This is a genomic window from Rhodococcus zopfii NBRC 100606 = JCM 9919 (assembly GCF_001895025.1).
GTDB classification, from domain to species: domain Bacteria; phylum Actinomycetota; class Actinomycetes; order Mycobacteriales; family Mycobacteriaceae; genus Rhodococcus; species Rhodococcus zopfii.
This window is the reverse complement of sequence record NZ_BCXI01000054.1, coordinates 22272-44785: the sequence shown is the minus strand read 5'-3', so window position 1 is coordinate 44785 and position 22514 is coordinate 22272. Positions and strand designations below refer to the sequence as shown.

The following is a 22514-nucleotide window of genomic DNA, read 5'->3' as shown; positions in this document are numbered from 1 at the left end:
CCGGGCCGGACGACGAACGAATCACCCGACGGCTCGACCGTCACGCGGTAGTGCCCGACCACCGCCGGGTCAGATAGCGGTGCCAATGATGAACTCATCGCGAGTCGCCACCGCCCTCTTCACGACAGCCGCCGGGTCGAGCGGGACCGGAGCCTGGCCGAGGGCCGGAGCCAGCGCGGCGACCGCCTCGTCGGCGACCGGGACCCACTTCGAGACCCACCCTTCGAGCACCTCGGACAACGAGGGGTCCCGCTCGAGCGCATAGGTCGTCAGCGCCTGCGTCCAGTCCCGGCTGCGGGCCGAGTCGCGGGCGAACTCCGCGGCCAGCTCGGCGACGAACCGGTCGCCGTTCTGTGCTGCGAGGTCGCTCAGGCAGTCGTTGAACAGCGTGTCCACCGTGGGCTTGACGACGACGCAGAGGGCCGTGAAGGCCTCACCCCAGTCATAGCTGATCAGGAGGGTTTCGAGTGCCTTGCGCAGGGGCTGCCAGGCGGGGTCGGACTCCCAGATGTCCCGGCTCCGCGCGGTCTCGGCGATGTCGTCACCGTGGGTGTTGGCGAGCACCTTGGTCCAGTAGGCGATCCGCTGGATCCGCCGCATCTCGTCAGCGGCCTGGAAGTGGGCGCAGTTGGTGATGTAGGACGACGGGGCCATCTGGCCGACGTACAGGCTCACCATCTGCAGCACGTGGATCGGGAAGCGCAGCGGTACGAAGACGTCCGCGAGAGTGGCGACCCACGCCGGGTCCAGGCCGCCGACGAGGCCGCTGGCCTCCGAGCGGTCCACCAGCGAGTCGACGAAGATCTCGCGCTCGTGCTGCATCGCGACGTAGTCGCGGTAGGTGAGCTTGTAGGGGTCGCGGAACGCCTCCCAGTCGTCGACCTGGAACGGCGAGCCCTCGCGGTTGTTCAGGTACCAGGTGTTGATCGGCGTCGCCGGGTCGAGCTCGAAGGGAGCCGGCTCGCGGCGGAAGTGGTAGTGGAACTTGCCGGTGACGGCTTCGTACGGGGTGGGCTTGCGCTTCACCTCGCCGAACTGGCTCCAGGTGCGCTGCTTGCGGCGGCCTGCAGGGGTGGTGGTCATGTCAGTTGTTCCTCTCCAGGTACCACTCGATGCTGTCGTCGGAGGTGAGGACGCGGCCCGAGAACGAGGCCAGCGCCTGCTCGAGTCGCGTGATCGGGTAGGTGTAGCCGAGCTCGTCCTCCAGGGTGGCGCGCGTGAGCACACACCGGCCGGGAGTGTGGATTCGGACGTAGCCGCCCTGGTCGTCGACGGTCACCGGCAGGTCGGGGTTGTCCCGCTCGACGGCGGCCATCACGGCCTCGGCCAGGTCCGGGTCGAAGCCGCGGATCACCGGGCCGACGAGATGTGTTGCGGCGCTGTGGTTGTCGGTCATGGGTGGCCTTCAGCTCTCGTAGGACTTGTTGTAGTGAGTTTCGCCGTCCTGCGGGATCCCGACCCGGACGACCCCGTCGTTCTCCTCGACCCGGTAGCGGTACAGCGTCGAACCCTTCGGGTTGATGCCGTCGCCACACTTCATGTCGAACTCCCACAGGTGGCCCGGGCAAGCCAGCACACAGGTCTCCTCGTCCCACTTGCCGTCGGCCAGGAGCACCTCCTGGTGCGGGCAGAGGCCCTGGAAGGCTGCGTACGTGCCGTCGAGGTGGTGCACGATGACGACCTGCTCACCCTCGACCTCGGCATCGACGATGTCGCCTTCCCAGATGTCGTGCGCCTCGGGAACTTCCACCCACTTGATGTCGACGTCTGCGGCGACGTTCGCCTCGGTCATCACAGGTACCCCACTTCCACGACGTCCATCGGACCGAAACCGGCGCCGGTGACGGTGACGTCCGGCGCGACGGGGACGGAGTTGTAGCGGACCTGCATGGGACGGTCCCGGGCGGGGACGCGACGTCCGACCACGTGGTAGGCCACCTTCTCGGCGACCTGGGTCATGGTGTCCTGGTCGTCGACCGGGACGAGCATCAAGACGAAGTCACCGTCGAACATGCCCTGCAGCGGGAAAAGTGCCATGTTCCGTCTCCCTCACTTGTCCGCGCCGACAGGCAACTTGCCAGGCACGTAGGCCTCGGCGGCCCATTCGTAGTTGGTCGCGTCCTGGCCGCATTCCTCGGGCGAGAGGCTCATGTAGGCGAGCGCGCCACCCAGGTCCGGCGGCTGGATCTCGCCGCCGAGGAACCGGTCGATCACGCTGGTGTGCCCCTTGAACCGGTCCGGGGACTCCTCGAAGATCCACTTGCAGGGCACCGAGCAGAAGTTGTACTGGCGTCCGTCGTGGACCAGCGTGTGCGGCAGCGGGCTGTCGAGTTTGCCCGCGTTGAAGCCGGCCGGCGTGCAGATCGGGATGTGGCACATGTTGCAGACCATCGGCAGGGTCTCGGGCAAGGTCGCCTCCGGCTTGCCCGCCCGGATGTTGTCGCCCATGACGTCCCAGTGCCGTCCGAAGTTCTCGTTCCAGCCCGGGTACTTCTGCTCCAGCCAGTCCCGCTCCTCCGGCGAGGCCCCGGCATCGGGGTTCCACCAGACCGTCGGACGCCAGTTGTAGACACCGAGGTGGTACGCGTGATGCAGCCAGTCGAGCTCCGGCAGGAAGTATTCGTCCCAGTACCACGGCTTCTCCAGGCCGAAGTCGCGGAACTGCTCCAGGAACTGCTTGACGATGAACTCGCTCATGAACTCCTTGAAGGAGTGGGCGCGGTGCTCCAGCGGCGTGTAGTAGTCCATCGACAGTCCGGTCAGCAGCGCGAAGACCTTCCACGAGCGCCAGAACATGTGGTCGACCAGCTTCTGGGCAACATCCTTGTGCCCCTGCTCGATGAGGATCTTCACCGTCGGCTCACCCTGCTGGGAGTGCCGTGCCTCGTCGGTCTGAATCGAGGAGATGAGCGAACCGAAGTCCACGTCGCCGACCCGCATCGCGTCGGCCGCCATGCCCAGGAACTGCAGGTTGGTGAAGCCGGTCTCGAAGGTGAAGGTCAGCTGGATCGCGGTGGACACCGCATCGTTCGCGCCGAACATGTCGTCGAACAGGCTGCGGGCGGCGAGCGCCCCCCACTCGTTGGTGTGGAAGGCCTTGTGGGCCCAGTCCGCCCGCGGTTCCTTCGCCAGAAGGCCGTAGGGGAAGTACGTCTGGATCTGGCCGTGCCGGGTCTCGTCGAGGGTGCCGTACAGCGCCATGTTGCGCCACGCGGCGGCGCGGCCGAAGCGTCCCATCCGGGATTCACCGATGCCGGCGGTGTACTCGGGGACTGCGATGGCGCCGTAGTGGGCGATGATCGCCGACTTCCAGCCGGGGTCGAGGGACTCGAAGATCTTGGAGCGGCCGACGACCGCGTTGACGGCGTAGACCGAGGCGTCCTTGCCGAACTGGTTGTGGACGTACTCGGTGTAGGTCACCTTGTAGGGCTCGTCCCAGGACCACCAGTCCTCGGCGGCAACGCCGTGGCTGTTGGAAAGCTCCTCGGGAAAGACGTCCTTTTCGTCGACGTAGGTGAACGTCCAATTCATATCTCGCGTGAGGTCGTACCACTGCGACCGCTCAAGGCTGGGCACCTGATGACTCCTTCGAATGGGGCCGACGCGCGCTGCGTTGGGGTTCCCGAATTAGAGCACCGGGTGATGGGCGTCACAACGACGCTCTTCCATTCAGCGGAAGTCGATTCCGCCGGCCCCGAACAGGGGCCCGCACACCGGGCCAAGCGCGGCCCAACGCGGGGTCGCGGGGTCGCACCTGCGGGGGTGCCGATCCGCCGGGTCGACGTCGGCGACGAGGCACCGGCCGAACGCGGACCGGTCGGCCTCGCCGCCGAAGCCGCCCTCGATCCGCGGACTGATCGAAAGAGGTTCTGCCGCAACAGAAGAGAATCCCGGTTGGCCGGACTGGGATGCTCGTCGATCCGCGGTGTGCACCCCCGGCGAATCCCGGCTCGATCAGGCTTCGAGGAAAGCGGAATCGGCGGTGTCGTGTGCCTCATCCCTGCCGAGTCACTAGCATTCGAGCGTGGTCGGATACGGAAGGAAACTCCAGGGGTTGGCAATCGCCCTGTCCGCCCTCGCGGGGTTCGTCGACGCGCTCGGTTTCGTCACCCTCGGCGGTGTGTTCGTCTCGTTCATGAGCGGCAATTCCACCCGCATGAGCGTGGGCATCGCCGACGGCAACTGGTCGCAAGCCGCACTCGTCGCGGGGATCATCGGACTGTTCCTCCTCGGCGTCGTGCTCGGCGGCGTCGTCGCGGAAGCCACCGGCCCGGACCGCCGCACCCGAAAAACGTCCGTTCTGGCCGCGGTGTCCACACTGCTGTTCGTCGGTGCGGTGGCCGCGGGGCTCGGCTGGACGCCGGTGGCGGTCGTCGCCATGACCCTGGCGATGGGTGCGGAGAACAACGTGTTCCGGCGCGACGGCGAAACCAGCGTGGCGCTGACCTACATGACCGGCGCGCTGGTCAAGATCGGACAGCGCCTCGCCGCAGCGATATTCGGAGGACCCCGGTGGACCTGGCTGCCCTACCTGGGACTGTGGGCCGGGCTCGTGTCCGGGGCCACTCTCGGCGCGCTCGCCCACCGCATGTTCGGTCTGCACGCGCTGTGGATCGCGACCGTGGGCGCGGTCACGCTAACCGTCGCCGTGCGATTCCTCCCCTACAGCACCGGGCCCACCCGGCCGATGTGAACATCGGGCCCCGCCCGCGAGGGTACGGGCCTTCGACTGCCGTGGGGCGGGTCGCGCAATGGTTGCGATGACGCAACAGTGGGGGACGATGAGCGGGTGAATCCGCCACGGCGTCCCCGGGGCCCACCGGGAGATCGAGCAGGTCGCAGACACTCTCGGCGCCTGAGCCGCCAAAGCGCTGCTGGGCAAAGACGTGCTGTCCGACGAAATGCCTTGGGTCACCGGATTCATCGGCCTCCCGGGTACCCGGCCCCAGCTACGAGATGATGCGTGAGTGCGACACCCTCCTGACGATCGGCTCGAGCTTCCCGTACACCCAGTTCCTGCCCGACTACGGCCAGGCCCGCGGGGTGCAGATCGACATCGACGACCGGTTGATCGGCATGCAATATCCCAACGAGGTCAACCTTGTGGCCAATTCACGCACCGCACTGACGGCCCTGATTCCGCACCTGCGACGCAAGGAGAATCGCGCATGGCGTGAAAAGATCGAGTCCGACGTCGCCCGATGGTCCCGTGGGTCGCTTCGTGCACGGCCATGTAGACCAGACACATGAGCAGGGTCACCGGGACGGTGACGACCGGGCTCCAACCGGAGGTCAGCGGCACATCGAGCAACAGGGCTGCCGCCACGGCGCAGAGCGCCACCAACACGAAAAGGCCCTGGACCGCGACGGCAAATTTCCTGTCCTTCTCGAGATCGACGGTTCGATGGATCCGGTAGCCGGAAGGGAGTTCCGCGGCGCTTCGCAACCCGCGCCGACCCCGCATGCCGTCTCCTTCGAGTTCGTCCCGCTCTCCCGGTGCCGGACCCGTCGTCCCGACCGGTCCCGTTCAGACCGAGAGCAACCGCTGGAAGAACTCACGGTAGCGCTTCAACGCGAGACGAAGATCCTCCGTGGACGCTTCGTCGCCCCGATCCCATTGCTCCTCGAGCCGCGACCGCGCGTCCGCGAAGCCGCTCGTGAGCCGCTCGACGACATCGGACACCAGACCGTCCGCCTTCCGGACGCAGTCCCTGGGATCGTCGACGAACCCCGCCTGGACCTCGTCCCAGCGGGACCTGAGCCCCGACAACTCGACCTCGGCGAAAAGTTCTTGCCGAGAATCGGATTCGGTCCCCGCGGACGTCGTCTCGGCGTGCGCGGTCGGCGCGCCGATGTCGCCGGTCGACGGACCGGCGCTCGCCGTCGCCGCAGCCGCCTCTCCTGCCGAGACTCCGCTTTTCCCTGGCGCAGAGTCGATTCGGTGCGTCGACGATCGGGCGCCCTCACTCGATGGTTCTGCTCCCCCGGCCGTTTCGGTGCTCCCGGGATGCGGATCCTGGGTGGTCATGCGCGCGCCTCCTTCGGGTTGTCCTGATCGTTTTCCCGCGCGAGTAGCGACTCGAAGAGCGTTCGATAGTGGACGAATGCCTCGCGCTGGTCCTCCGTGCGGACAGTGCCGTTCTGTTGCGTCAGATAGACGCCGTGCGCGGCGCGGTAGTTGTCGACGACCGTCGGGTGATCGACCGAGATGTCGGCCGCGCGCCTGTCGAAGTCGTCGACGGGGTAGCCACGCTGTCGCATGACGTCGGTGACGAGGCGGTCCGCAGCACCGACCGCACTCGAGGGATCGTCGATGAACGCGGTCTGCACCGTCCGCCAGGACTCCTGATACTTGTCGCGCGCCTCGGGCGAGAGCGACACGATGTCGAGGGCTTCCCGCTTCTTCTCACGCGCCGCGAGCTCGTTCTCCGCGGCGCGCTGTTCCCCGACCTCGCCGACGGTCCGCTCGTACTCGGGACCGAACCGCTCCTTCAGGTGCTCCGTCCGCGTGCGGCCGCGCGCCGCGCGCGCAGCGACGACCGCCGCAACGACCGCGACCACGGCGATCGCCGCAAGCACCCCGATCAAGATCCATCCCCACACAGGCATCTCGTCCGACCTCCTCGTCCCCGACCGGATACCCGAACGACGGATGCGGAAACGGAGAAGTATTTTCGGTCCCGTGTGCGGACCCGAGTCGAACTCCGGGGTCAGTTCTCCGTGGTGACCTTCTGACCGGCAGCGTCGAGAACCCACCACACGCCGCCCTCACCCTGACCGTCGACCTCACCGGGGGCGGTGTCGTCGACATAGAAGTAGAGCGGCCATCCGTTCACCGTGATCTGCTGGGTGCCGTCCGGCCCCGGAATCGTGCCGATCTCCCCGCCCACGCCGGCGACCTGCGGGGTGGACGTGTCGGTGGTGACCGGCGGCCACTCGACGAGGCACTCCCCGGTGCACGCGCTGGCCCCGGAGCCGGGTGTGTCGCGGTCGAAGATGTAGACGGTCATCCCGCGGCCGTCTACGACGATGTCGCCCAGTTCGGAGCCCGCGACCGCAAGCGCCGCGCCCGCCGTCTCTGCCGGTGCGGTGGGCGCGCTTTCCGTCGTGCGAGCACTCTCGGTGGTACGCGTCGCCTGGTCGTAGGCTCCGCTGTCGGTGTCGGTGTCGCCGCCGTCGTCGCTGCAGCCGGCCAGCACCAGGACGGCTGCGATCGCCACCGGCGCCGCGGCCCGCGCATATCTGTTCCGTGCGGATCTGCTCATGGGATCGGGTCCTTCTTCCTTGTCGGTGCCCGTACCTGCGACCGCGAGGCAGGGGCCGGAATCTGGCGGACGTACCGTCCACCGACCTCGACGAAACCCTGATGGAGGCCTGTCCATCCTCCCACCGGCACGTTCGGATCGGCGCGGATCGGGGACTGCCATCCGGAGATTTCGCCCCGGGGACGTGGCCCGCGGCGAACAATCGACCCCATGACGAACGCCGTGTCCCCTGCCGACCACTACCGCGATCTCGCCGCCAAGTTCACCGCCATCGTCGACGCGGTCCCCACCGACCGGTGGAGTTCGCCGTCGCCGTGCGACGGCTGGACCGCCCGCGACCTGGTGCAGCACGTCGTCGACACCCAACGCGAGATCGTCACGAGGGTCGGCCTCGAGTTGCCGCCCGGGCCGTCGCCGGAAGCCGACCCGGTCGGGGCGTGGGCCGCGACCCGCGACGGGGTACAGGAGATCCTCGACGACCCGGCCCGCGGAAACCTGGAATACGACGGCCATTTCGGGCGGACATCCCTCGCGGCGACGGTCGACACGTTCTACACCTTCGATCTGGTGGTGCACGGATGGGATCTGGCGCGCGCGACGGGACTCGATGAAACCATCGCCGCCGCCGACCTCGATTTCGTCGAGTCCGCGGCGGCCGGGATGGGTGAATCGATCCGTATGGAGGGCGTGTGCGGCCCGGCCCTCGAGGTACCCGAGGGCGCCGACCGCACCACCCGGGTCCTCGCGTTCCTGGGCCGGCAGGCCTGATCGTCACTTGCCGGCGTCGTGCCTGGTCGTCGTCGTGCAGACGGTCGCCGACGGGCGGCACCCATACCGTCGTATGTCCGATTGATGCAGGTACGGTGCATCCATGCGCGCCCGCCCGTACGCCACCACGAACCCCCACCGGCTCGCCGCTGCCTTGCTCCAGGTCGCAGCACGCAGCGGCCTGGACTCGGCGAGCGTGCGCGAGGTCGCGAGCGAGGCCGGGGTGTCGATCGGCGCGGTGCAGCACCATTTCCCGACGAAGGACGAGATGCTCGCGTTCGCCTTCCGGGCACTCGCCGACCGGGTCCTGGGGCGGCTGAGCAGCACCGATCCCGATATCGACCCCTCCCGGACCCTTTTCGCCGCGCTGAGCCAGCTGCTGCCGCTCGACGAGCAGCGAGCCAGCGAAGCGCAGGTGATGGCGGCGTTCGCGGTCCGCGCGGCCACGTCTCCGCCGCTCGGCGCGATCCGCCACGCGACACTGTTCACGATGCGCACGGGGTTGTCGGCGGTCCTGATCCGGATGGGCACCCCGGAGCCGGAGACCCGGGCGACCTTGTTGCTCGCGGCTGTCAACGGCCTCGCTCTCGACGCGATCGCGAGCCCGGCGCTGTATCCGCCGGAGTTCCTCACCCACTCCCTGCACACCCAGATTCAGCTGGCCCTCGCCGACGGGTGATGGCGCCGCGATGAGCGAGGATTCACGTTCCCCCCGCGCGGAACAACGCTGGACCGCCTCGGCGTTCGTGCTCGTGTCGATGTCCGTGCCGTTCCTGCTTCCGTCGCACTACTCGCCGGGTACCCCCTGGTTGCTTCCCGCGATCGAGGGGTTCGTTCTCGTCGCTCTCGTCATCGTTGACCCCGGTCGTATCGACCGGCCGGGGCGATGGGTGCGGGCGCTGTCCGTTGCATTGGTGGTCGCGATCGCGGCGGGGGCAGCGTGGAGTGCGGCGCGGCTGGTGTGGGATCTGCTGCACGGATCTCCGGCGACGACGGTCGCGACCGCCCTGCTGGTGTCCGGTGCGCTCGTGTGGATGCAAACCGTACTGGCGTTCGGCTTTCTGTACTGGGAACTCGACGGGGGCGGTGCCGTGAACCGGCACCTGCGACCACGGGCCCATCCCGACCTGGCGTTCCCCCAGCAGCTCGAGCCCGGACTCGCGCCCCGAGGGTGGCGACCCGTCTTCGTCGACTACCTGTTCCTCGCGCTGACCAACGCCACCACGTTCGGTCCCGCCGACGTCCTTCCCTTGGCTCGGTGGGCCAAGCTGACCATGGCCGTGCAGTCCCTGCTGTCGGTGGTGATCCTCGGTCTGGTCGTGGCGAATGCGGTGAACCTGCTGAATTGATCGTGTGCCTGTCTGGCGGTTCCGACCGCCCCCGAGGCTTACGGGCGGCAAAGCCGCACACCGATAGGGTGCACGAATGTCGTATTCGGACGCCGAGGCACCGGTGGGGGCCGGGCGGTTCGCGCCCAGCCCCTCCGGCGACCTGCATCTGGGAAATCTGCGAACCGCAGTGCTCGCGTGGTTGTTCGCCCGTAGCAGCGGACGCCGATTCCTGGTGCGCGTCGAGGATCTCGACCGCGTCCGGCCCGGCGCGGAGCAGGGCCAGCTCGCAGATCTGGCGGCGCTCGGCATCGATTGGGACGCCGAGGTCGTCCATCAGTCGCGGCGGCGTCGGCTGTACGACGACGCGATCGACCGTCTCACCCGGGCCGGGCTGACCTACGAATGTTTCTGCACGCGGCGCGAGATCCAGCAGGCGACCTCCGCTCCGCACGCGCCGGCCGGCGCCTACCCGGGCACCTGCCGCGCATTGTCGGCGACCGAGCGGGAGGAGAAGAAGGCATCGGGCCGCCCACCGGCCGTGCGACTGCGGGCCGCGACGGACTTCTTCACGGTGCACGATCTGCTGCACGGCGATTTCACCGGGATCGTCGACGACCTGGTGCTGCGCCGCGGCGACGGGACCCCCGCCTACAACCTGGCGGTCGTCGTCGACGACGCCGCACAGGGGATCGATCAGGTCGTGCGCGGCGACGACCTGCTCGCATCCGCACCCCGGCAGGCGTATCTGGCTGCGCTGCTCGACCTTCCGGCCCCCGTCTACGCGCACGTCCCGCTCGCGCTCAACGAGGAGGGCCAGCGGCTGGCCAAACGCGACGGCGCGGTGACCCTCGCCGATCAGCGCGCCCTGGGACACACCCCGGCCGAGGTGCTGGGCCGGATCGCGGTGTCCCTCCGCCTCGCGGACCCCGGAGAGCCGGTGACGCTGCCGCTGCTGCTGGATCGCTGGAACCCGTCTCTGCTACCCCGGCACCCGTGGGTGTTCGAGACCGAGCCCGCCCGACGCGACGACACCGGGACCTCGGACGAAGTTGATCTTCGTGCACAACGCCCGGATCGGACGTAGGGTGCGGAATTGACTTCCCGCTCAGCCGCCCCGAGAGGACGAGCCATGACGACCGGCGGTTTCGACCCCAATCAGGACCCGTACAGACCGGGCAACAGTCCCGACAACCCGGATCCGAAGAATCCACAGGGTGGCTACCCGCCACCTCCGTCCGGCGGCTATCCGCCGCCCGGGAACTACCCCCCGCCGCAGGGCAACTACCCGCCACCTGGGAATTACCCGCCCCCGCCCGGGAACTACCCGCCCCCGCAGGGGAACTATCCTCCGCCGGGGAACTACCCGCCTCCCCCCGGGAGCTTCTCGTCGCCGTCTCCCGGCTACTCCCCCGCCCCGACGCAACTGAGCGTGGGGGACGCGATCTCGTACGGATGGTCGAAGTTCAGCCAGAACGCCGGGGTGTGGATCGGCTTCATGGTCGTCGCCTTCGTGATCCAGGGTGTGATCAACCTCATCTTCGGCGGTTTCGACACCTCCGGCGAGTTCACGCTGTGGCGCGCGATCGGCGCTGTCGTCGGCGCGATCGTCGGCTATCTCATCCAGGCCGCCTACGTCCGTGGAGCGCTGCACGAGATCGACGGCAACAAGCCCGCGTTCGGATCCTTCTTCCAATTCACCAACGTCGCCGCGGTGATCATCGCGAGCGTGATCGTCGCCCTCGCCACGATCATCGGCTTCGTGCTTCTGATCATCCCGGGTCTGATCGTCCTGTTCCTGACCTGGTGGACGCTGCCGTTCGTCATCGATCGGAACCAGGATGCGATCGCCGCGATCAAGTCCAGTGTTCAAGCAGTCTCGTCCAACGTGGGCACGCTGCTGCTGCTCGCGCTGGCCGTCGTGGGCCTCAATATCGTCGGTGCGTTGCTCTGCGGCCTCGGATTGCTCGTCAGTGTTCCGGTGACGATCATCGCGTCGACCTATGCGTACCGAGTGACCACTGGGGGTCCTGTGGCACCCTGATCGTGCAGCGTGCGGACATATCGACCATATCGACGAGTGCTGCACGGCCGATGTACCGTGCAGCATCCGCACGCCCGACGACAAGGGAGACACATGACCACCGGGGGATATCCGCCTCAGTCCGATCCGCACAGTTCGGGGGCATACCCCGCACCCCAGTACGGCGGGCAGCCGGCAGCCGGGCAACCGGCGGATTACACCACGCACTTCCCGAACCCGATCACCTCCGGTTACGAGCCGCCGCAGCAGAACCCCCCGCAGTACGGCGCCCCCGCCGGCGGACAACAGTACGGTGCCCCTGCCGGGCAGCAGTACGGCGGCGGGCAGCAGTACGGCGGACAGCCCTCGACACCCCAGTACACCGCGCCGCCCGCCGGACCCCAGTACGGTGCGCCGCCCCAGTACGGCGACCCCCAGGCCCCGCAGTTCGGTAACCAGCCGACGCAGCAGTTCGGTGCACCGCAGCAGCCCGGCCAGCAGTTCGGCGCTCCGGCCGCCGGACCCCAGTACGGGGCCCCGCAGTACGGCGCTCCGCAATACGGCGCTCCGCAATACGGCGCTCCGCAACCCACCTTCGGCCCGGGTGCCGGGCAGCCGGGCGAGCTGCTCCCGCGGCTCGGCGCGCGCATCATCGACGCGCTCATCATCGGTGTCCCGTTCGGGATCCTCACCGGGATCGTCTCCCTCGCCGGCAGCACGTTCCTGACCGTGGTGCTCGGGCTGCTCACGGGCCTCGCGCTGCTCGGCTACGCGGCGTACTTCGAGTCCACGAAGGGCTGGACCCTCGGCAAGAAGGTGCTCGGCCTGTCGGTGACCGGCCCGGACGGCGGTCTCCCGACACTCGAGCAGGCAGTGAAGCGCAACGCCTACCTGGGACTGCAGGCATTCGCCGGCATTCCGGTCCTCGGCTGGCTGTTCAACATCGCCTCGCTCGCCGCGTTCATCGGCATCGCCGTCACGATCGGCCAGAGCCCGACCAAGCAGGGCTTCCACGACGCGTTCGCGGGCGGCACCCAGGTCGTCAAGTCCTGATCGCACCGCACCCGCCGCGGGCCTCGTCCAGCACGGACGGGGCCCGCGGCGTTTTGTCCGTACTTCGCGTTGCCGCGCCACGGATGCTTGGATGACCGGGTGACAGAGCACGCACCGACCCCGAAAATCCCTGCCTCCGGACCGGCCGCCGCACCCGATCATGCGGCGTTCGCGCACGTGGCCCGCAGCTACTACCCGGGGATCGTCGCGCTGTTCACGACGGTGCTCATCATCTCCAACATCTGCGCGACGAAGGGCGTCGCGTTCTTCGGCGACACCGACGTCGCGATCGGCTCACTGCAGGTCCTGCCGATCCTCACCGACGGCGGGTTCTTCCTGTTCCCGCTCGCCTACATCCTCGGCGACGTCCTGAGCGAGGTGTACGGGTTCGCGGCGACGCGACGCGCGGTGTTGTTCGGGTTCGGGGCGGTCGCCTTGGCCGCGCTGTGCTTCTGGATCACCGGTCTGCTGCCGCCCGCCGACTTCTACGAGAACCAGGCGGCGTTCGACGCCGTCCTCGGCGTCGTCCCGCGCATCCTGCTCGCCGGTCTCGCCGGTTACCTCGTCGGCCAGTTGCTGAACTCGTACGTGCTGGTGCGGATCAAGGAGCGCACGAAGGAGAAGCACCTGTGGGCCCGGCTGATCGGCTCCACGGTGGTCGGCGAGTTCGCCGACACGCTGATCTTCTGCGCGATCGCGGCGGGTGCGATCGGCATCTCGACGTGGAGGGACTTCGCCAACTACGTGATCGTCGGGTTCCTGTGGAAAACGCTCGTGGAGATCGTGGTCATGCCCCTCACATACCGGGTGATCGCGCACGTGAAGAAGCACGAACCGAGCTACTCGGCCTGACTACGGACGGGCGGCACCCGAATAGAACCGCCCGAGCGTGTCCGCCTTGTGCTCGGCGAAGTAGCCGCCCTCGATCGAGGCGCGGATCTCGTCGACGAGCCGGACGGTGAACCGCTCGTTGTGGATCGTGCACAACGTCGACGCGAGCATCTCCTTCGCCTTGAAGAGGTGGTGGATGTAGGCGCGGGTGTAGTTCGCGCACGTGTAGCAGTCGCAGTTCTCGTCGATGGGTGTGAAGTCCCGGCGGAAACGGCTGGTGTTGATGTTGAAGCGGCCGTCCGGATGGTAGATGGCGGCGTTGCGCGCGACCCGCGACGGATTCACGCAGTCGAACGTGTCGGCACCGTGTTCGATCGCGACGAACATGTCGTCGGGTTCGCTGATACCGAGCATGTGGCGGGGCTTGTGGGCGGGCAGTTCCTCGGTGCACCAGCGCACGATGGTTCCCAGGTTCTGTTTCTCGAGCGCCCCGCCGATCCCGTATCCGTCGAATCCTCGCCCGGATTCACCGACGATGGATTCCAGTCCCCGGCATGCCTGCCGGCGCAGATCCTCGTACTGCGCGCCCTGCACCACCCCGAACAGCGCCTGGTACGGACGGTGCGCGCGCTCGGCCGTGAGCTTCTCGTGCTCGGTGATGCAGCGCACCGCCCACGCCTGCGTCCGCGCGAGCGACTCCTCCTGATAGCGCCGGGTGTTCATCAGGGTGGTCAGCTCGTCGAACGCGAACATGATGTCGGCGCCGAGCTGATGCTGGATCTGCATCGACACCTCGGGCGTGAACCGGTGACGGGAGCCGTCCAGGTGTGATTTGAAGGTGACGCCGTCGTCGTCGACGTGCGCGAGCCGTTCCTTACCCTTCGCGATGACGTCGTCGGACCGCACCCCGACCGCCTCCATCGCCAGCACCTTCTTGAATCCCACGCCGAGCGACATCACCTGGAATCCGCCGCTGTCGGTGAACGTCGGGCCGTCCCAGTTCATGAACTTGCCGAGTCCGCCGGCCTCGTCGACGATGTCCGGTCCCGGCTGCAGGTAGAGGTGGTAGGCGTTGGCGAGAAGCGCCTGCGCACCGAGATCCTTCATCGCCTCGGGCAGCACTGCCTTGACCGTCGCCTTGGTGCCGACACCGACGAACGCGGGCGTGCGGATGTCGCCGTGCGGGGTGTGGATGGTGCCGGTGCGGCCCAGGCCGTTGTCCAGCCGGGCGCCGACGGTGAAGAACGGATCGGGCGGGGAGGGGACGGCCGGGTCGGTGCTGCGTGGGGCGTTCACCCGACGATTGTGCCAGCTCACCGTTGACCGGGCACCGACCGGCCGGGGCCGGCTCGGGTGCGTCGCGTGGACGCTTCCGCGACCGCTACGTCCGGGCATTCTCGGCGCTCCGCCGGCGCGACACGCGTCTGGCGACGGCCTTGCCGACCTCGTCGACCCACAGGACGATCGAACCCACCGCGACGGCCAGCGCCCACTGTGCCAGGGTCAGCGACGTGGTGTCGAAGAATCCTTGCAGCACAGCGGCCTGGACCACGCAGACCTGCAGCACGATCACGGCGACGATCGCGATCCAGACGGTGTGGTTGGTGAACGTCTGCAACGAGAAGACCGATCCCAGGTTCGATCGCACGTTGAACAGGTTGAACACCTGGAAGAACACGAACGTCGTGAACGCGAGAGTCGTCGCGAACAGCGGGTCGCCGGCGCTGTCCGGGAACAGGTCGGGCGCGAAGTGCAGCACCGCGATCGTGCCGGTGGCCATCACGATCCCCAGCCCCAGGATGCGCTGGACCCGGGCCCGGTTCAGCAGGGCCTCGCGGGCCGCTCTCGGCGGTCGTTTCATCGTGCCGGGCTCGGCAGGGTCGACGCCGAGCGACAGCGCCGGCGGGCCGTCCATGATGATGTTCACCCACAGGATCTGCAGCGCGGTGAACGGCGCGCCCCCGGCCAGCCCCAGCGCGCCGGCCGCGAGGAAGATCAGCACGAACCCCCACGCGGTGGTGAGCTGGAACTTCACGAACTTGACGATGTTGTCGTAGATGCCGCGACCCTCGGCGACCGCGGCGACGATCGTCGCGAAGTTGTCGTCGGTGAGGATCATGTTCGCAGCACCCTTGGACACGTCGGTGCCGGTGATGCCCATGGCCACGCCGATGTCGGCCTGCTCGAGGGCGGGGGCGTCGTTCACACCGTCGCCGGTCATCGCGACGATCTCCCCGCTGCTCTGCAAGGCCTTGACCACCCGGATCTTGTGTTCGGGCGCCACCCGGGCCAGCACACCGAACTCCGCCGCGCGGGCCTGCAGCGCCGCGTCGTCGAGCCCGTCGAGGTCCGCTCCGCTCGCCGCGCTGCCGGTGATGCCCAGTTGCCGCGCGATCGCCGACGCCGTCACCAGGTGGTCGCCGGTGATCATGTGCACGGCGATCCCGGCGCCGCGCGCGACCTCGATGGCATGCCTGGCTTCCGGTCGCGGTGGATCGACGATGCCGACGACCGCGTACAAGGTCAGGTCGGACACCCGCTGCTGCAGGGCGTCCGCGTCGCCGCGGGGCACCGCATCCAGGTCACGGCCCGCGATCATCAGGGTGCGCAGGCCCTCCGCGGCGAGGTCGTCGATCGCGGCCCTGATCCGGCCGTGGTCGCCGTCGCCGATCGGGACCGGCCCGTCGGCGCCGAGCATCGACGTGGCCCGGCCGAGCAGGGCGCCGGGGGCACCCTTCACGAAGACCCGGTAGCCGCCCTCGGGTACCGCGTGGAAGGTGGCCATGTACTTGTAGGCCGAGTCGAACGGCACCTCGGCGAGCCGCGGCAACGCGGCCCGCGCCCCGTCGACGTCGATGCCGCCCTTCTCCGCCAGCACCACCAGCGCACCCTCGGTGGGATCGCCGACCAGGGTGCCGTCGTGGACGGTCGCGTCGTTGCACAGCGCCATCCCCAGCAGCGCCGCGGTCATGTCCGGTGCGGGCAGGCCGTCGCCGACGAGGATCTTGCCGTCCGTGCCGTACCCGCTTCCGGTGACCCGGAAGCTGCGGCCGCGCACGAGCAACCGCTGCACCGTCATCTCGTTGAGGGTGAGGGTGCCGGTCTTGTCGGTGGCGATGTGGGTGGTGCTGCCGAGGGTTTCCACCGCGGACAGTTGCTTGACGATCGCGCCGCGCGCCGCGAGCCGTGACGCCCCCATGGCGAGGGTGAACGCGACCACGGCCGTGAGACCTTCCGGGATCGTGGCGACCGCGAGGGACACCGCGGTCAGGAGCAGATCCGACCAGGACTGCCCGCGCAGCAGACCCAGCACGAACACGAGGGCGACGGTGACCAGCGCAACGACCGTCAGCGTTCCGGCGAGCTGGCCGATGCGGCGTTGCAACGGGGTCTGCTCCACCCCGGCGGTGCCGAGCAGCGTGGCGATCGCGCCCATCTCGGTATGCATGCCGGTGGCGGTGACGATCATCGCGGCTCGCCCGCGGGTCACCTGCGTGTTCATGAACAGCATGCCGGTGCGGTCCCCGAGGGGCGCGGCCGGGTCCGCGACCTGGTCGATGTCCTTGTCGACGGGGTGTGATTCTCCCGTGAGCGCGGCTTCGGCGATCTGCAACCGCACGGCGGTGAGGAGCCGGCCGTCGGCGGGGACCGCGTCGCCGGCCTCGAGCAGCACCAGGTCTCCGGGGACCAGGTCGGCGCACGGCAGTTCCGTTTCCCGGCCGTCCCGGCGGACCCGCGCGGTCGAGACGGACATCTGCCGCAGTGCCTGCAGGCTGTTCTCGGCGCGGGACTCCTGCACGTAGTTGAGGATCGTGTTCAACGCGATGACCGCGAAGATGACGACGGGGGTTTCCCATTCGCGGGAGACGGTCGCGCTGACCACCGCGGCGATCACGAGCACGAGGGTCATCCGATCGGCGAGCAGGGTGATCACCTTGCGCCACACCGGAACACGTGGTGCCTCGGCGAGCAGATTGGGTCCGTTCCCGGCGCGGCGCCGCTCGGCCTCGGCGGCGGACAGCCCCGTCGCGGGGTCCACCCCGAGGGCCGCGGCGACCTCGGCGGGCACCCGGGTGTGCCACGGCGATTCGGCAACATCGGTCATGGGCTCCTACGCTATCGGTGGATCTTCCGGCGTGCTCTCCGTTCCACTGCACGGCCACGCTGTTCGTGATGTGCTGGACATGCCGGTACGTCGAAGGAGGAGTCATGAGCGAGCCGTCGGATGCGGACGTCGTCACCGTGCTCGGCGAGGACGAGTGCTGGGAGTTGCTGCGCACCGTGCAGGTGGGCCGACTGGTGGTCATCGCGGATGGCCGTCCCGACATCTTCCCCGTGAACTACGTCGTCGGGGACCGCAAGGTGCTGTTCCGTTCCGGCGAGGGCAGCAAACTGGCGGAGTTGGCGGTGCACGCGGAGGTCGCGTTCGAGTCCGATCTCATCGGCGAGCATGCCGCGTGGAGCGTCGTCATGCACGGCAGGGCACGAATCCTGACACATTTCAACGAGATTGAAGCGGCAGAGGAACTCGGCCCGACGCCGTGGGTGGCGACACCGAAGTACAACTTCGTCGAGATCACCGCGTCCGAGATCACCGGACGTCGCTTCACGCTCGTCGAGCACTGACCGGTGACCGAATCCGCGCAGCACCGCCTGCTCATGCGGTGCATGCTGCTGTCGGTCGCGACCGCCCTGACCACCATGGCGTTGAAGGCCGGGGCGGCGTGGATCACCGGTTCGGTGGGCCTGCTGTCCGACGCGCTCGAGTCGGCCGTCAATCTGGTGGCCGCGGTGGTGGGCGTCTTCGCATTGCGGGCGGCGGCGAGACCTCCGGACGAGAATCACGAATTCGGGCACGGCAAGGCCGAATACCTTTCCGCCGCAGTGGAAGGCGCGATGATCTTCGCGGCGGCCGGTGCGATCGTGTGGACGTCGGTGCAGCGGCTGATGGCGCCGGAACCGTTGACCGAGGTCGGTGTGGGCCTGTTCCTGTCGGCGGGATCGTCGATTCTCAATCTCGCGGTGGGACTGATGCTGCTGCGGGTCGGGCACCGACACCGTTCGATCACGCTCGTCGCCGACGGTAAACACCTGCTCACCGACGTGTGGACGTCGGTGGGGGTGCTCGCCGGCATCGGCCTGGTAGCGCTGTTCGGCTGGAACGTGCTCGACCCGATCGTGGCGTTGCTCGTCGGCGTGAACATCCTGCGGATCGGGTACGGGCTGGTGCACGAATCGGTCATCGGGTTGCTCGACGCGGCATTGCCCGACGACGATGTCGCGCAGGTGCAGCAGGTGCTCGATCGGTACCGTGACGGGTCGGTGACGATCCTGGCGCCCCGCACCCGGGCGTCGGGCCGGCAGCGCTTCGTATACCTCACGGTGCGGGTTCCCGGCGACTGGACGGTGCAGGCGGGACACGATCTGCTCGACCGGGTCGAGGCGGATGTGCGGTCGGCCCTACCGGGGACGTGGGTGTTCACCCACCTCGAGCCCACCGACGAGGCCGCGCGGCCTCGGTGACCTGGCCGCGGTCAGCTCCCGACCGCGAGACCCACGCCCAGGCTCACCATGACGAGGGCGACGACGCCGTCGAGGATGCGCCAGGCCCCCGGCCGCGCGAACCACGCCCGCAGGTAGCGCGCCCCGTAGCCGAGCGCCCCGAACCACACGATGCTCGCGGCGACGGCGCCGGTACCGAACCACCACTTGCCGGGATTGCCGTGGGTGTTGGCAACCGATCCGAGCATGAGAACGGTGTCGAGATAGACGTGCGGGTTCAGCCAGGTCAGCGCCAGGCAGGTCGCGAGGGCCGCGCCGATGGTGATCGTGCCGCCCGGCACCGCGCTCAACGCGGACGGCCGCAGGGCGCGGCGAGCCGCGAGCAGACCGTACGAAACGAGGAAAATCACTCCACCCCAACGGATCACCTCGAGCGCACCGGGGGCGCGGTCGAGGACGGTCGCGATGCCGGCGATACCGGCCGCGATGAGCACCGCGTCGGACAGGGCGCACACAACGATCACCGGCAGCACGTGCCGGCGGGCGATGGCCAGACGCAGGACGAATGCATTCTGGGCGCCGATCGCGACGATCAGCGAGAGTCCGGTGAGGAAGCCGGCGGCGACGAGGTTCACCTCGCTCACGCCAGGAAGGGTCACGGGATAAGAACAGTTGATTTTTCTTAAGGAACATTAGAGATTCTTCATATGGATCTGGACTTTGCTCAACTGCGCACGTTCGCCGCCGTGCTGGACGAGGGCACCTTCGACGGTGCCGCCGCGATCCTGCGGATCACCCCGTCCGCGGTGAGCCAGCGCATCAAGGCCCTCGAACAGCACGTCGGGCAGGTACTGGTGCGCCGGACCCGGCCGGTGACCGCGACCGGCCCCGGCGAGGCGATCATGCGGCTGGCCCGCCAGGTTGCCCGGCTCGAGCAGGACACGGCCGAGGCGCTCGGCATCACCGCGAGCCCGAACAGCTACGTGACGGTGCCGCTCGTGGTGAACGCCGACTCGATGTCCACCTGGATGCTGCGGGCGCTGGCCCGCATGCCGCAGCACCACCGCGCGCTGTTCGAGCTGCTGCGTGAGGACGAGTTCCATTCGACGGCGCTGCTGCGGGACGGCACGGCGATGGCGGCGGTCACGTCGGTGCCGGATCCGGTGCAGGGCTGCACATCCGAAAACCTCGGAGCCATGCGGTATCACGCGATGGCGAGCGTCGACTTCGCGGCGCACTGGTTCCCCGACGGCATGACGACGGCCGCGTTGCGCGAGGCCCCGATGCTGACCTTCGATCGCAAGGACGATCTGCAGAACCGCTTCCTGCAGCGGCACACCCGCAGCCGGTTCGACCCCCCGCGCAACTACGTGCCGGGGGCGCGCGAGTTCGTCGACGCCGCCCGCCTGGGACTCGGCTGGGGCATGCTGCCGGAACCGATGCTCGGCGATCCGGCGCTCGGGAGCGACGCCGATCTGGTGCCGCTCGCCCCGGACGAGCCGTTCGACGTGCCGTTGTACTGGCAGCGCTGGCGGCTGGAGTCGCCGGTTCTCGACGCGCTCACCGAGGCGGTCCGGCGCACGGCGCGTGAGGTGCTGCGCCGATCAGTCGGCTGACATCGAGCCCAGTCGGGCGAGCAGCGGGCGCCGCCCCCGTCGGCCCGTTTCCGCGCGGAGACGCGCAGCGCCTGACCCTCGCGGCTTGCCGACTCGGCAACAAGACTTGCCCTTGCGTCCCGGCGCCCCGCACAGTCGGAGCAGCACACGGAAGGACGCCGCCATGCCCGACGATTTCGGCAGGGAATTCTGGGAGGACCGCTACCGGGGTCGCTCCACGATTCACCGTCACCCCAATCCTCAGCTCGTCACCGAGGTCGCGGACCTGACGCCCGGGCGGGCGCTGGACGCGGGCTGCGGTGAGGGTGGAGACGCCCTGTGGCTCGCCGGGCACGGCTGGCACGTGACCGCGGTGGACATCGCCGAGGCGGCGTTGGACCGCGCACGGGCACACGCCGGATCGGCCGGGACCGATGTCGCAAACCGGATCGACTGGGTGCGCGCGGATCTGGCGGACTGGACCCCACCACAGGCCGAGTACGATCTCGTGACCTCCCACTACGTGCACACGCCCGGGCCGTGGGAGAAGCTCCTGCGACGCCTGGCCGACGCGGTCGCGCCGGGTGGAACGCTCCTCGTCGTCGGCCACGGCCATCCAGCCCACCCACACCCTAACGATCCATCGGCACCCGAATCACGAGTCACGACAGACGATCTCGCGGACGCACTGGATCCGGACCGCTGGGAGGTGGTCGTCGCCGAGTCACGCACCCGCACGGTGACCGGGCACGGTCGGCAGGCGATCGTGCTGCACGACGCGGTGCTCCGCGCCGTCCGGACGCCCTGACGCCCGCCCATTCGGCGTTCAGCCGCAGAAGCGGTCGATCGGGGGATCGTAGGACAGGCGTGCGGCCCGGCGACCCCAGGCTCGGCGACGCAGCGCGCCGACCGGGTCGGTGTACACCGCGGACAGCGACGCACCGAGCGCACCGGCGTCGCCGATCCGTTCGCCGAACGACGAGAAGGTCAGTGGCAGAGCGGGAAGCGCGCTCGCCCGCGCATAGCTGCGGGCGATGATGCGCCGGCCGGGAGGGTAGGCCGCCAGGCTCCGGCCCCCGACCGCGACGACGTCGGGGTTGACGATGTCGCGCATCACCGCGATCGCGCGTCCGATGGTGTCGGACCGTGAATCGAGCAGTGCCGCAGCTGCTCTCGATCCTCCTTCGGCCGCTTCGTACAGGTCGCCGACGCCCCTCGGCGCTGTGCCCGAACCGAGCACGCCGTCGCGGACCGCGGCGTCGAGCAGCGTCCGGTCCGCAACGGTGACCTCGAGGCACCCGACGCGACCGCACGGGCACGGCACGTCCGAACCCGTCGCGAGATGGCCGATCGTGCCTGCGCCCCTGCGTGGTACCGGGATGCGCCCGTCGACGATCCATGCGGCACCGAACGGTTCGTCGACATGCAGATACAGGTAGCTCGACGGGCTGGGCCGACCCGAGAGTTCCAGTGCCCACCGTTCCGCGTCGGCCATCGCCCCGACGTACGGGGCCACCGTGACCGGTACGGGGATCGCGGCGGACCACGCCGCGTCCGGCACGTCGTCCCATCCGAATGCGAGCCCACGGACGGCGCGGCGATCGGCGCGACCGTCACCGGCAACGCCGACCCACAGCGCGCACCGGGCCGGGAAGGCGAGACGGAAGCGGTCCAGCGCGGACCCGACCACCGGCACCGCGGCCCCTGCGGTGGCCGGGACGTCGAATTCGAGACAGTCGAGCACCCTTCCCCGGAGATCACCGGCGACACAACGGATCCCATAATCGTCGATGTGCACGCCTACGGCGAAGAACGCGTCGGTGTTCAGGTCGAGCGGAATCTGCGGTCGGCCGACCACCCCGCCGACCGTCAGCTCCGGACGGTCACGCAGCAGCGAACGCCCGAGAAGCTCACCGACCACCCGGTTGACGGCGGACAACGAGAACCCGGTCTGCCGTGACAGTTCACCGCGGGTCGCGGGACCGACCCTGCGCAGCACCCGCAGCACCTGCCCGGCCGGGGTGACCGCGTCGGACACCGGACGTCCCGGACGCGTCGCGGTCGGCGAGGTGGCGCGAGCGGCGATCCGGAGTTTCGACACGTCTGCCATGCGGTCATTGTCGACCGGTCGGCACCGTGAATGAACGCT

Annotated in this window: 24 protein-coding genes and 1 pseudogene; 13 read left to right on the top strand and 12 right to left on the bottom strand. The window is 68.8% G+C overall.

Annotated features, from left to right (window positions below):
• Positions 1 to 69: 69 nt before the first annotated feature.
• From RZ1_RS26555 to RZ1_RS26535, 5 genes are read right to left on the bottom strand one after another with little or no spacing between them, the layout of a single operon-like run.
• Positions 70 to 1083, bottom strand: coding sequence for an aromatic/alkene monooxygenase hydroxylase subunit beta (locus RZ1_RS26555; RefSeq protein ID WP_072815615.1), 1014 nt, complete (start codon positions 1081 to 1083; stop codon positions 70 to 72).
• A gap of 1 nt (position 1084) precedes the next feature.
• Positions 1085 to 1396, bottom strand: coding sequence for an MmoB/DmpM family protein (locus tag RZ1_RS26550; RefSeq protein ID WP_072815614.1), 312 nt, complete (start codon positions 1394 to 1396; stop codon positions 1085 to 1087).
• A 9-nt stretch (positions 1397 to 1405) separates the two neighbouring features.
• On the bottom strand, positions 1406 to 1792 hold the full coding sequence (locus tag RZ1_RS26545) for a Rieske 2Fe-2S domain-containing protein (RefSeq protein ID WP_072815613.1): 387 nt from the start codon (positions 1790 to 1792) through the stop codon (positions 1406 to 1408).
• Complete coding sequence (locus RZ1_RS26540; RefSeq protein ID WP_072815612.1) at positions 1792 to 2037, bottom strand: toluene-4-monooxygenase system B family protein; 246 nt, start codon at positions 2035 to 2037, stop codon at positions 1792 to 1794. The genes RZ1_RS26545 and RZ1_RS26540 overlap by 1 nt, the downstream gene beginning before the upstream one ends.
• A gap of 12 nt (positions 2038 to 2049) precedes the next feature.
• Positions 2050 to 3576, bottom strand: a complete 1527-nt coding sequence (locus RZ1_RS26535) for a ferritin family protein (RefSeq protein WP_072815611.1) — start codon at positions 3574 to 3576, stop codon at positions 2050 to 2052.
• A gap of 448 nt (positions 3577 to 4024) precedes the next feature.
• On the opposite strand from RZ1_RS26535, the gene RZ1_RS26525 reads away from it, so the two are divergent.
• Positions 4025 to 4693, top strand: coding sequence for a YoaK family protein (locus tag RZ1_RS26525; protein WP_072815609.1), 669 nt, complete (start codon positions 4025 to 4027; stop codon positions 4691 to 4693).
• 109 nt (positions 4694 to 4802) lie between these two features.
• Positions 4803 to 5205, top strand: a pseudogene (locus RZ1_RS26520) (thiamine pyrophosphate-requiring protein); the annotation flags it as partial.
• A gap of 322 nt (positions 5206 to 5527) precedes the next feature.
• On the opposite strand, the gene RZ1_RS26515 reads toward RZ1_RS26520, so the two are convergent.
• From RZ1_RS26515 to RZ1_RS26505, 3 genes are all read right to left on the bottom strand, one after another.
• Positions 5528 to 6028, bottom strand: coding sequence for a hypothetical protein (locus RZ1_RS26515; RefSeq protein WP_072815608.1), 501 nt, complete (start codon positions 6026 to 6028; stop codon positions 5528 to 5530).
• A complete protein-coding gene (locus RZ1_RS26510; protein WP_072815607.1) occupies positions 6025 to 6609 on the bottom strand; it encodes a hypothetical protein in 585 nt (194 codons plus the stop codon). The genes RZ1_RS26515 and RZ1_RS26510 overlap by 4 nt, the downstream gene beginning before the upstream one ends.
• A 101-nt stretch (positions 6610 to 6710) precedes the next feature.
• Positions 6711 to 7265, bottom strand: a complete 555-nt coding sequence (locus RZ1_RS26505) for a COG4315 family predicted lipoprotein (RefSeq protein ID WP_072815606.1) — start codon at positions 7263 to 7265, stop codon at positions 6711 to 6713.
• A gap of 210 nt (positions 7266 to 7475) precedes the next feature.
• Between RZ1_RS26505 and RZ1_RS26500 the strand changes: the two genes are divergently transcribed.
• The 7 genes from RZ1_RS26500 to RZ1_RS26470 all read left to right on the top strand — a co-directional run bounded on the left by RZ1_RS26500 (position 7476) and on the right by RZ1_RS26470 (position 13289).
• Complete coding sequence (locus tag RZ1_RS26500; protein ID WP_072815605.1) at positions 7476 to 8033, top strand: TIGR03086 family metal-binding protein; 558 nt, start codon at positions 7476 to 7478, stop codon at positions 8031 to 8033.
• Between the two features lie 103 nt (positions 8034 to 8136).
• Complete coding sequence (locus RZ1_RS26495) at positions 8137 to 8712, top strand: TetR/AcrR family transcriptional regulator (RefSeq protein WP_072815604.1); 576 nt, start codon at positions 8137 to 8139, stop codon at positions 8710 to 8712.
• Between the two features lie 10 nt (positions 8713 to 8722).
• The gene (locus RZ1_RS26490) at positions 8723 to 9382 is read left to right on the top strand and encodes a hypothetical protein (protein WP_072815603.1); all 660 of its coding nucleotides are present in this window, start codon (positions 8723 to 8725) and stop codon (positions 9380 to 9382) included.
• 76 nt (positions 9383 to 9458) lie between these two features.
• Positions 9459 to 10448 carry a tRNA glutamyl-Q(34) synthetase GluQRS gene (gene gluQRS / locus RZ1_RS26485; RefSeq protein WP_072815602.1) on the top strand — a complete coding sequence of 330 codons (990 nt, stop codon included), beginning with the start codon at positions 9459 to 9461 and terminating at the stop codon, positions 10446 to 10448.
• Between the two features lie 45 nt (positions 10449 to 10493).
• Positions 10494 to 11405 (top strand): hypothetical protein, encoded by a 912-nt coding sequence (locus RZ1_RS26480; protein ID WP_072815601.1) that lies wholly within the window; start codon positions 10494 to 10496, stop codon positions 11403 to 11405.
• A gap of 93 nt (positions 11406 to 11498) precedes the next feature.
• Positions 11499 to 12437, top strand: a complete 939-nt coding sequence (locus RZ1_RS26475; RefSeq protein ID WP_083583932.1) for an RDD family protein — start codon at positions 11499 to 11501, stop codon at positions 12435 to 12437.
• Positions 12438 to 12536: 99 nt separating this feature from the next.
• Complete coding sequence (locus RZ1_RS26470) at positions 12537 to 13289, top strand: queuosine precursor transporter (protein ID WP_072815600.1); 753 nt, start codon at positions 12537 to 12539, stop codon at positions 13287 to 13289.
• Here RZ1_RS26470 and tgt read toward each other — a convergent pair whose 3' ends face one another.
• Together tgt and RZ1_RS26460 are read right to left on the bottom strand one after the other, a co-directional pair.
• Entirely contained in the window at positions 13290 to 14564 is a 1275-nt protein-coding gene (gene tgt, locus RZ1_RS26465; RefSeq protein ID WP_072815599.1) for a tRNA guanosine(34) transglycosylase Tgt, read from the bottom strand. It abuts the gene before it with no gap.
• Positions 14565 to 14649: 85 nt separating this feature from the next.
• On the bottom strand, positions 14650 to 17373 hold the full coding sequence (locus RZ1_RS26460; protein ID WP_072815598.1) for a calcium-translocating P-type ATPase, PMCA-type: 2724 nt from the start codon (positions 17371 to 17373) through the stop codon (positions 14650 to 14652).
• A gap of 104 nt (positions 17374 to 17477) precedes the next feature.
• Here RZ1_RS26460 and RZ1_RS26455 point away from each other — a divergent pair, with 104 nt between their 5' ends.
• Both RZ1_RS26455 and RZ1_RS26450 read left to right on the top strand, forming a co-directional pair.
• On the top strand, positions 17478 to 17894 hold the full coding sequence (locus RZ1_RS26455; protein WP_072815597.1) for a pyridoxamine 5'-phosphate oxidase family protein: 417 nt from the start codon (positions 17478 to 17480) through the stop codon (positions 17892 to 17894).
• 33 nt (positions 17895 to 17927) lie between these two features.
• Positions 17928 to 18791: a cation diffusion facilitator family transporter gene (locus RZ1_RS26450; protein WP_072815619.1), complete on the top strand. Its 864-nt coding sequence runs from the start codon at positions 17928 to 17930 to the stop codon at positions 18789 to 18791.
• An 11-nt stretch (positions 18792 to 18802) separates the two neighbouring features.
• Here RZ1_RS26450 and RZ1_RS26445 read toward each other — a convergent pair whose 3' ends face one another.
• Positions 18803 to 19405: a LysE/ArgO family amino acid transporter gene (locus RZ1_RS26445; protein ID WP_072815620.1), complete on the bottom strand. Its 603-nt coding sequence runs from the start codon at positions 19403 to 19405 to the stop codon at positions 18803 to 18805.
• A 72-nt stretch (positions 19406 to 19477) separates the two neighbouring features.
• On the opposite strand from RZ1_RS26445, the gene RZ1_RS26440 reads away from it, so the two are divergent.
• Positions 19478 to 20386, top strand: coding sequence for a LysR family transcriptional regulator ArgP (locus tag RZ1_RS26440; RefSeq protein ID WP_072815596.1), 909 nt, complete (start codon positions 19478 to 19480; stop codon positions 20384 to 20386).
• 163 nt (positions 20387 to 20549) lie between these two features.
• Entirely contained in the window at positions 20550 to 21173 is a 624-nt protein-coding gene (locus RZ1_RS26435) for a class I SAM-dependent methyltransferase (protein WP_072815595.1), read from the top strand.
• An 18-nt stretch (positions 21174 to 21191) separates the two neighbouring features.
• Here RZ1_RS26435 and RZ1_RS26430 read toward each other — a convergent pair whose 3' ends face one another.
• Positions 21192 to 22475, bottom strand: coding sequence for an ROK family transcriptional regulator (locus RZ1_RS26430; RefSeq protein ID WP_083583931.1), 1284 nt, complete (start codon positions 22473 to 22475; stop codon positions 21192 to 21194).
• Positions 22476 to 22514 lie beyond the last annotated feature (39 nt).